This window comes from Cohaesibacter intestini (assembly GCF_003324485.1).
Taxonomy (GTDB): Bacteria; Pseudomonadota; Alphaproteobacteria; order Rhizobiales; family Cohaesibacteraceae; genus Cohaesibacter; species Cohaesibacter intestini.
The window spans coordinates 1-8,244 of record NZ_QODK01000016.1 but is presented as its reverse complement, the minus strand read 5'-3'; the positions used below and the strand labels follow the sequence as shown (position 1 = coordinate 8,244).

10 protein-coding genes and 1 pseudogene are annotated in these 8,244 nt (G+C 54.3%); 9 read left to right on the top strand and 2 right to left on the bottom strand.

The window, feature by feature from the left end; genetic code table 11:
* Positions 1–327 precede the first annotated feature (327 nt).
* Positions 328–615, bottom strand: coding sequence for a transposase (locus tag DSD30_RS21950; protein ID WP_425359485.1), 288 nt, complete (start codon positions 613–615; stop codon positions 328–330).
* 149 nt (positions 616–764) lie between these two features.
* On the opposite strand from DSD30_RS21950, the gene DSD30_RS21250 reads away from it, so the two are divergent.
* Positions 765–1,628, top strand: coding sequence for a hypothetical protein (locus DSD30_RS21250; RefSeq protein ID WP_157967822.1), 864 nt, complete (start codon positions 765–767; stop codon positions 1,626–1,628).
* Positions 1,629–1,700: 72 nt separating this feature from the next.
* On the opposite strand, the gene DSD30_RS21245 is transcribed toward DSD30_RS21250, so the two are convergent.
* On the bottom strand, positions 1,701–2,360 hold the full coding sequence (locus DSD30_RS21245; RefSeq protein WP_198663098.1) for a GntR family transcriptional regulator: 660 nt from the start codon (positions 2,358–2,360) through the stop codon (positions 1,701–1,703).
* Positions 2,361–2,483: 123 nt separating this feature from the next.
* On the opposite strand from DSD30_RS21245, the gene DSD30_RS21240 reads away from it, so the two are divergent.
* The 8 genes and pseudogenes from DSD30_RS21240 to DSD30_RS21210 form a co-directional block, all read left to right on the top strand.
* Positions 2,484–2,990, top strand: coding sequence for a TRAP transporter small permease (locus DSD30_RS21240; protein WP_157967821.1), 507 nt, complete (start codon positions 2,484–2,486; stop codon positions 2,988–2,990).
* Between the two features lie 3 nt (positions 2,991–2,993).
* Complete coding sequence (locus DSD30_RS21235; RefSeq protein ID WP_114011767.1) at positions 2,994–4,280, top strand: TRAP transporter large permease; 1,287 nt, start codon at positions 2,994–2,996, stop codon at positions 4,278–4,280.
* Positions 4,281–4,299: 19 nt separating this feature from the next.
* Positions 4,300–5,313: a DctP family TRAP transporter solute-binding subunit gene (locus DSD30_RS21230; protein WP_245418572.1), complete on the top strand. Its 1,014-nt coding sequence runs from the start codon at positions 4,300–4,302 to the stop codon at positions 5,311–5,313.
* 17 nt (positions 5,314–5,330) lie between these two features.
* Positions 5,331–6,299 carry a C-terminal binding protein gene (locus DSD30_RS21225; RefSeq protein ID WP_114011766.1) on the top strand — a complete coding sequence of 323 codons (969 nt, stop codon included), beginning with the start codon at positions 5,331–5,333 and terminating at the stop codon, positions 6,297–6,299.
* Complete coding sequence (locus DSD30_RS21220) at positions 6,293–6,934, top strand: bifunctional 4-hydroxy-2-oxoglutarate aldolase/2-dehydro-3-deoxy-phosphogluconate aldolase (protein WP_114011765.1); 642 nt, start codon at positions 6,293–6,295, stop codon at positions 6,932–6,934. The genes DSD30_RS21225 and DSD30_RS21220 overlap by 7 nt, the downstream gene beginning before the upstream one ends.
* A 123-nt stretch (positions 6,935–7,057) precedes the next feature.
* Positions 7,058–7,708, top strand: coding sequence for an RraA family protein (locus DSD30_RS21215; protein WP_114011764.1), 651 nt, complete (start codon positions 7,058–7,060; stop codon positions 7,706–7,708).
* A 69-nt stretch (positions 7,709–7,777) separates the two neighbouring features.
* The gene (locus DSD30_RS21700) at positions 7,778–7,936 is read left to right on the top strand and encodes a hypothetical protein (RefSeq protein ID WP_157967820.1); all 159 of its coding nucleotides are present in this window, start codon (positions 7,778–7,780) and stop codon (positions 7,934–7,936) included.
* Positions 7,937–7,987: 51 nt separating this feature from the next.
* Positions 7,988–8,244, top strand: a pseudogene (locus DSD30_RS21210) (L-dopachrome tautomerase-related protein); the annotation flags it as partial.

Genomic DNA, 8,244 nt, shown 5'->3' with positions numbered 1-8,244 from the left:
AAACACACGGCAATTACTTGGGCGATGCAGAAAGGTTCATCTCCGTCTGATGCAGCAAGCTTCTTTGCAACGTCAATCAGGACTATCGAGGACGTCTATCTGCATCATCATCCAGATTTCCAAGGCTCAGCAGTTGCGGCTGTTGAGGGTAACAAGCGAAAACGATAGGTCAAGTTTGACCAGGTCCGCGGGTCGTTCAACTGACTGATGAAAAAGGCCAAGTTTGAATTAGTCTTCACTTAACAACAGCTAAGCCATTGATGTTTTAAATGGGCGAAGCAATGGCACAATACTCGTTTTGACCGTACTCGGCGTGATGGTTCCCAGTCAGAGCATCAAAAAAATGATCGCATTGAGGATCAGACGCAGGTTATGCCCCGCTGCTGCCAAGAGAGCGTTGATGGCCTCACCATCTTTGCCATTGAGGCAGTTCCGGTCAAGTCGTCCATCTGTTTTCATGTGGCTGATCGTCGCCTCGATCGCTGATCGCCATTTCAGCTCGCGCTTCATCTGTGCCGTTAGTCCGCGCCTTTGAATGTTGCGGATCGTCCAGGCTTTTGATGGCAGAGAAGTTTGCCGCCTTGATCTGGTGCTACACCATTCTGCGTTCTCTATCGATCAATTCCAACTCGGCCAGTCTGGTGAGCTTGACACAATGACACGATCTGGCATACGGTATGCCATTCCTCTATTGGGTGCAATTCGGAGAAAGCTTCCTCGCCATTTGCCGATAAGCTCGGAATACCCTTCAACGCGGATCAAACATGTCAATTGGATTAGCGGCCAGTCTTAGTGGAGCCTTTTTTCAGGCTACGAATTATGCCTTCACCCAGAAATGCCAACAGACATCCGGCTATAGTTCCGCCCAAATTCTATTGGCATCTCATGCTGCTATGGGATTGATCGCAGCCCTTCCTTTTATCGGGCTCAATGCTTGGCGCTATCTCGATCCATCCCACTTTGTCGCGCTAATATGGATCAATTTACCTTACGCCATTGCGCAACTGCTGATCGCAATCGCAATTCAAAAAAGCGACGTATCCATCGTTTCGCCGTTGCTGGCTTTGAAAATTCCAACCATCACGATTCTGATGAGCTTCATGGGTCAACCCATGCCGGCCTGGCATCAATTGGTGGCAATCGTCGCCATTCTTTTGATGGCTTATCTTTTGTCGCGGCGGGCCGGTAGGCTGGATGTCTTGCCTGCCTGTCTGGTGATTGGTGCAAGTCTTGGTTATGCCCAGTCCGACATTGAGATCACACGATATACCCAAGACTTTGTCGGTCTATCTGCCTTGATGCAGGTCGCTCTGACCGTTTCGATCAATTACGTTTTTTGCGGTTTTTTTGCCGGATTGGGCATGCTTTCTGGCTGTCAGCCCCTGAGCTTGGTCTATGCAGCGCGGTGGGTCGCCTTGAGTTGGTTTGTGGCCGTCTGCCTGCTGCTTGTTGGCTTTCGTCTAAGCGGAGTATTAGAGGCCAATGTCGCTCAATCTCTGCGCGGTGTTTTCGGCATCCTGTTGTCGATGCTGTTTCTGAACAAGATCGTAAAAGGGCAGGGCGATTGGCACTTTAAGTTGCTCATGGGCACAGGCATGACAATCGCCGTATTCTTCTATTTCCTTTGAAAAAAGACAAAGGCCTTTTCAGTCTTCTTGCGTCGGGAAAAGGCTGGCTATCGCTAACGATCCGGGCAGGAGTCACGCCGTCTTAGTGGCTTGCTTCCAGTAAGAGCCTTCCTTGCGATCAATGTGATTTCGCAAGATGCTCAAGGCTGTCTCGGTGTCTTTTGCTTTCACCGCTTCAGTGATCGCCTGATGCTCGCGATAGGACTTGTCCATATGCTCCGCATGGCGACTGAGACGGTTGCGTAGGGCGGCCATTTTCTTGGCAATGGCCTGATAGGCATCATTCAGAAAGCGGTTCTCCGAGCAATCAAAAAGATGTTGATGAAATTGTGTGTCGAGCGTCAGGTAGCGGCTGGCATCGCCCGATTCGAGCGCCTCGGTCATCTTTTCAACACAACCTGCAAGACGTTCGGACAAGGCGTCTGCATTGCATTTGATTGCTAGCTCCAGAGCCGTCGTTTCGAGGCAAACACGCGCATCACAAAGCTGAGCCAGCTCATGGGGCTGAAGTGCGAAAACGAATGTGCCGCGTTGTGGCTCAACCTTCAATAATCCTTCCATTTCCAACCGGTTGAAGGCTTCCCGAACGGGTGTTCGGCTGACATTGAAGTCTTTGGCAATGCGCGCTTCGGATACTTGTGATCCCAGCTCCAACTCACCATTCACAATCACATCCATGAGCTTTTCAGTGACAAGCTCGGTGAGTGATTTTGGTCGCTCAATCGTTTCCATATTGGTCTCCTTGCAACCGAGCATATCGCATGTGTGTCTGGCATACAACATACCAAACTTGACAACTGGCATACCGTATGCCAGTCTTCAGAAGACGCCAACCGCTTGCTTTGGGAGGAGCACGTGCGAAAGCTTGAATCCATCTTCACCATGCTGAACCGGATCCTTGTATCCGCAGCTCTGGCAACGGTCTTTGTGATCGTCTTTGCCAATGTCGTGGGGCGCTATGCCTTCGGTTCCAGCTTTGCCTGGGCTGAAGAGGTGGCGCGTCATCTGATGGTTCTGTGTGCTTTTGCCGGTTCCGGACTTGCCTTGCGAGAAGGTCGCCTCGTCTCGATCAATATTCTTTCCGACCTCCTGCCCACCAACCTCGCGGTCATGCTGCGCTGGCTGATCGTCGTCATGATGTTTGCTTTCATGGCAACCATGATGTGGCTTGGCATCGAGTTCGTTCAGTTCGGCTGGAATAAAGAAACCATGTCAACCGGCATTTCCAAAGGCATTCCCTATCTCTCGATCCCGGTGGGATGTGGTTTGTTTCTGGCACATCTCCTCCTCTTCGCCCGTCATTTTGTGCAGCATGATGCGCAGAGCGAGCTTTCCGAAATCGCTGAGCAGCAGGAACTCTGACCGATGGCAAGCACCCTCATCATTCTATTCTTCGCAACCTTGCTGCTTGGCGTTCCCGTCGCCTTCACTATGGGTATCGCCGGTTTGACTGCCATTTTTGTTGATGGCTCGATCAATCCACTGGTCGCCGCCCAGCGGTTGTTTTCCGGGATCGATAGCTTTCCGTTGATGGCTGTGCCCTTCTTCATTCTGGCGTCAGAACTGATGACCGCTTGCGGTCTGACGGGGGCTCTACTTCGCTTTGCCAACGCTCTTGTCGGTCATGTGCGCGGCGGTATGGGGCATGTGAATATTCTGGTGTCCATGTTGTTTGCCGGGATCAGCGGATCCGCTCTGGCGGATGCAGCAGGGCCTTCAGCAATTGTCATGCGGATGATGCGCGAAGCTGGCTACGAGAAAAACTATGCAGGCGCCTTGTCTGCGGCCACAGCAACGATCGGTCCGATCATTCCCCCATCAATCCTTGCGGTAATTTTTGCCATCTCGACCAATGGCGTCACAGTCGCCGGGCTGTTTCTTGCCGGGATCGTTCCGGGCATGTTGTTGGGACTCTCGCTTGCCATTGCCAACCATTATGTCTCAACCAAACATGGCTATCGGGGCCGCGATCACCGGGCCAGCCGCAGCGAATTGTTCAGCAGCATTTTTCAAGCGATCCCTGCTCTGGTGATGCCAGCGATCATCCTTGGCGGCATTCTGCTTGGCGTCTTCACGCCAACGGAAGCCGGTGCCGTTGCCTCGGCCTATGCCTTGCTGCTTGGCTTGGTCATGCGGGCATTCTCGATTGAGGGCTTGTACAAGGCCTTTGCCCGTGCCGCTGTCATTACCTCTTCTGTCTTCTTGATTGTGGCAATGGCGTCGATTTTCGCTTGGCTTCTGACCTATCTGCAGATCCCGCAGGAACTGGCCAAGCTGATTGCCTCCGTTACAGACAGCAAAATCGGTATTCTGATCATTTTGGCACTGTTTGCGCTGATCTGCGGCTTCTTCATCGATACCCTGCCAGCCCTGATCATTCTGACCCCAATCTTGGGACCCATCGCCTACAGCGCCGGGATCGATCCGCTCCAATTCGGCATGATGCTGGTGCTCAACCTGACGATCGGCATGATCACCCCACCCGTGGGCCCGGTGCTCTTCGTTATCGCCACTGTTGGCAAGCTTCGTATCGAAGGCCTGTTCAAGGCAGTCTTACCTCTTCTTCTCGCGGAACTCATTGTGCTGGCGCTGGTCATCTTCGTGCCCGCCATCAGCACCGCCGTTCCACATTTCTTTGGCTTCGCAAACTGACATGAAAGGGAGGATTTTCATGAAATCCATGTCGAAACTACTTGCAACCACTGCCGCTGTCATGGTGGCCCTGTCTGCGCAGGCAGCCTCTGCAAAAGACCTGAAATATGCCCACTTCCAATCCGCTGACCTTAGCTCGCCAAAGCACGCAGCCGCGCTCGCTTTTGAAAGCTGTGTCGAAGGCAAAACGTCAGGGTCCATCGATGTTCAGGTCTTCCCGGCCAGCCAGCTTGGCAGCGGGTCTGACATTATGGAAGGCCTTCAGTTAGGCACCGTTCAGATGACGGCGATCCATGATGGTCCTATCTCGGCTGTCTATAAACCATTCTCCGTCCTCGCCATGCCCTATCTGTTTGATGATCAAGCCATGGCTTGGGAAATCATGGATGGTGAATTCGGTCAGGCTTTGTTTGAAGACATGCGCAAGAAAACCGGAATTCGCGGTCTTGGCGTTGCTGACAATGGTGTGCGGAACTTCACCAACAATGTGCGCCCCGTCGCTGAACCGGCCGACATGGCTGGTTTGAAAATGCGCGTCATGACCGCTCCGGTCTGGGTGACCTTGGTGGAAAGCCTTGGCGCATCGGCCACCCCGGTGCCGTGGCCTGAATTGCCCGGTGCCTTGCAGCAGGGCGTTGTCGATGGGCAGGAAAACGGTGTGACCAACATCGTCAATGCCTCGCTCTATCAGCACCAGAAATATGTGTCCCTCGATGGTCACGTCTTTTCCTGGCACGCCTATCTGATGTCCGATGATTTCTACAATGGCCTGAATGATGGCGAGAAAAAAGCAGTCAATGAGTGCTTCCAGATTTCAAAAACCATTCATCGTGGCATGACCGCAGCGCAAGATGCCAACGCGACGGCGATCCTCAGCGGCAAAGGCATGGAAGTCGTGCCAGTCAGCCCGGAACAGAAGGAAAAGTTCCGTCAGGCTGCACAGCCGAAGGTACGTGAATTCATCGTCAGCGAAATCGGTGCCGAATGGCCAGATCGCCTCGACGCTTCCGTCAAAGCCTATCGCAACAAGTGAGTGAATGAGATCGCGTCATGAGCAAGAATGCTGTAGCAGTCCTTGAACCGGGCTATGCAAATTACAAGACGGAAGAGGCAGTGCTGGAGCATCACGGCACAGCGGTGGTTGCCGTGAAAGAGCAAGATGATGCGGTCTCGTCCCTCAAGGACATCAATCCGGTGGCGGTGATGGTGCGCGAACGCACCGTTTCCGCCGCTGAAATGGAGACTTGCCCCAATCTCAAAGTGATCGTGCGCTATGGGGTGGGGGTCGACAATATCGATCTCGACTATGCCAGAGGGCGCGGCATCTATGTCGCCAATGTACCCAATTATGGGGCCGAGATTGAAGTGAGTGAGCATGCGGTCGCGCTCTATTTGGCGGTCCAGCGGCGCATCGTCCAAAGAGACCGTGACGTGCGCAACGGCCAGTGGGGCATCGGCGAAGCAGAGCCGATCCCGGGGCGCTTCAATGCGGTTCTGGGATTGATCGGTTGTGGCCGGATTGGTCTCGAAGCGGCACACAAATTCAAGGCGCTGGGTTTCAAATATATTCTGGCCTTTGACCCCTTCCTCGACAGCGCAACCGCTGAGGAAGAAGGCATCGAGTTGGTTGATATCGATACGCTTTGCGCTAAGGCTGATGTCATCACCCTGCATGCGCCGCTGAATGACCATACTCGCCATATTCTCAACCGGGATCGCATTGATCTGCTCAAACCGTCCTCAATTGTCGTCAATGTCTCGCGCGGAGGTCTGGTCGATGAGCAGGCGCTGGCCGATGCCCTCAATGATGGCCGGATTTTCGGGGCCGGCATCGACGTGTTCGAGCAGGAGCCGATTGCCTCTGACAATCCGCTGCTGCAATGCTCCAACACGGTCATTTCCGATCACACCGCTTGGTATTCCGAACGCTCCGTCGGGGTCCTCCAGCACAATGCGGCGATGGAAATCAACCGCGTTCTGCAAGGTGGCGTGCCGCAAAACTGGGTGAACAAATGGTAGAGCTTGCCATCCTTGACCAGTTGCGGGCGGCACAAGTGATCCCCGTGATCCGCCATTCCGATACGGACATCGCGACCAAGGCCATCGATCTGCTGTTGGAGCAAGGCATCAAGGCCGTCGAAATCACCACCTCCGTTGCCGATGCGGATGGCTTGGTGCGCCGTCTCAAAGCAAGGGATGAAAGCCTGCTGGTGGGTGCTGGCACCGTGCTTGATCGGGTTCAGGCACAGGCCATGCTGGATGCCGGGTCGGATTTCATCGTTTCCCCTTGCTGGGTTGATGAGGTCGCAAATCTGGTCATCAAGGCTGATGGAGTCTATTTGCCGGGTGCCATGACACCTGCCGAGGCGCTGCATCATCACAAGGCCGGAGCGGCTTTGGTCAAGATTTTTCCCGCGGATGCCGCTGGCGGTCCCGGCTTTCTGAGGGCCCTCTGTGCGGTCTTTCCGGATATCCCCCTGATGCCCACCGGCGGGATCCAGCCGAGGGACGTCTCAGACTATCTCCAAGCCGGGGCCGTCTGTGTCGGTGTTGGAGGCAATCTCATGCCATCACAGGCGCTCGAAGCGGGAGATTTGGCTCTGGCGCAGGCGCAAATCTGCGGTGCGCTTCGGGACATGCCAAGACCGCAATAACAATTTTAGAACTTTCGCATGAAGCGAGTTCTACGTGTGAACTGTAACTATCTGCAACAAAGTTTCTTCCCTCGGTCCGAACAGGCAGATGCAGGGAAGGGCGTTTGGAAAAGGGAAAAGATCATGACATTGGAAGAACTTGTCGCGGGATTCCGCTTGGTTGCAACAGCGTCTGTCGCTGATGCGGTCGATAAGGTGGCTGGCAAAACCGGCTTTCTAGACAATGAAATCAAACCACGGATAAACGAGAAGAAAATCTGTGGTCCAGCTGTGACCATTCTTGAGGGGCCAACGCAGGAATTTGTACCGCCCCAGCATGCATTGGACGCCATTGATGAAGCGGAAGCCGGTTCAGTCATCGTTATTTCCGTCTCCGGCGAAGCCGAGGTGGCGCTCTGGGGTGGCCTTATGACGGCAGGCGCGGTTGCCAACAAGCATGAAGCCGCCGTGCTGGATGGCGGCGTGCGCGATCTGGTCGAGATCAAGCGTGATTATGACTTCCCTGTTTATTCCCGCACCATCAGCCCGGGCACCACACTTGGTCGCATCAAGACGATTGCTGCCAATGTGGAAGTGCCCTTCGGCGATGTGATGATCAATCCGGGCGACATCATCGTCGGCGATGTCGATGGCGTTGTTGCTGTTCCGCGCGAGCATGCCGAAGAAATCCTCGCCATGGCACAGGATATCGATACCCGCGAAGCCGAACAGGCTAAGCTCATCATCGAAACCGGTTCTCTACGTGAAGGTCTGGCCAAATACGGCCGCATCTGATCAAAGCTGCGCTCGCGAAGTTGCTGCAACAACCCGCGAGCGCTCCAACACTCAGAAAGGGAGGAGATTATGTTGAAGAAAGTGCTACTCGCTGCATCCTTAACCGTGGCGTTGGTCACTTCTGCCGCCGCAAGCGACGGGCTGGAAGTGGTCGCAGAATGGAACAGCTTGCCATACGCGGTCAAGGACGCGGCAACCCGAGACGCTTGGGAAAAGAGCGATATCTAAGGAAAGGCGCTCATTCAGGGCGCTAAACTGGACAGTCAGGGCAACATCTATGTGTCCACTGCCAGGTGGGGAGGCCCGGCGATACCGTCGACGCTGTCCAAGCTGGTGAAGAATGGCGACCAGTGGGAGCTGGAAGCCTATCCATCCGAAGCGATGAACAACATTGCCAATGAAGCCGGCCTGAAAGCGGTTCTTGGCTTCGAGATCGACCGCAATGATGTCATGTGGATTCTTGATCAGGGCCATGTTGCGGGCGGCGAAAACAAGCCCGGTGATGCCAAGCTTGTGCTCTGGGACATCAAGGCCAA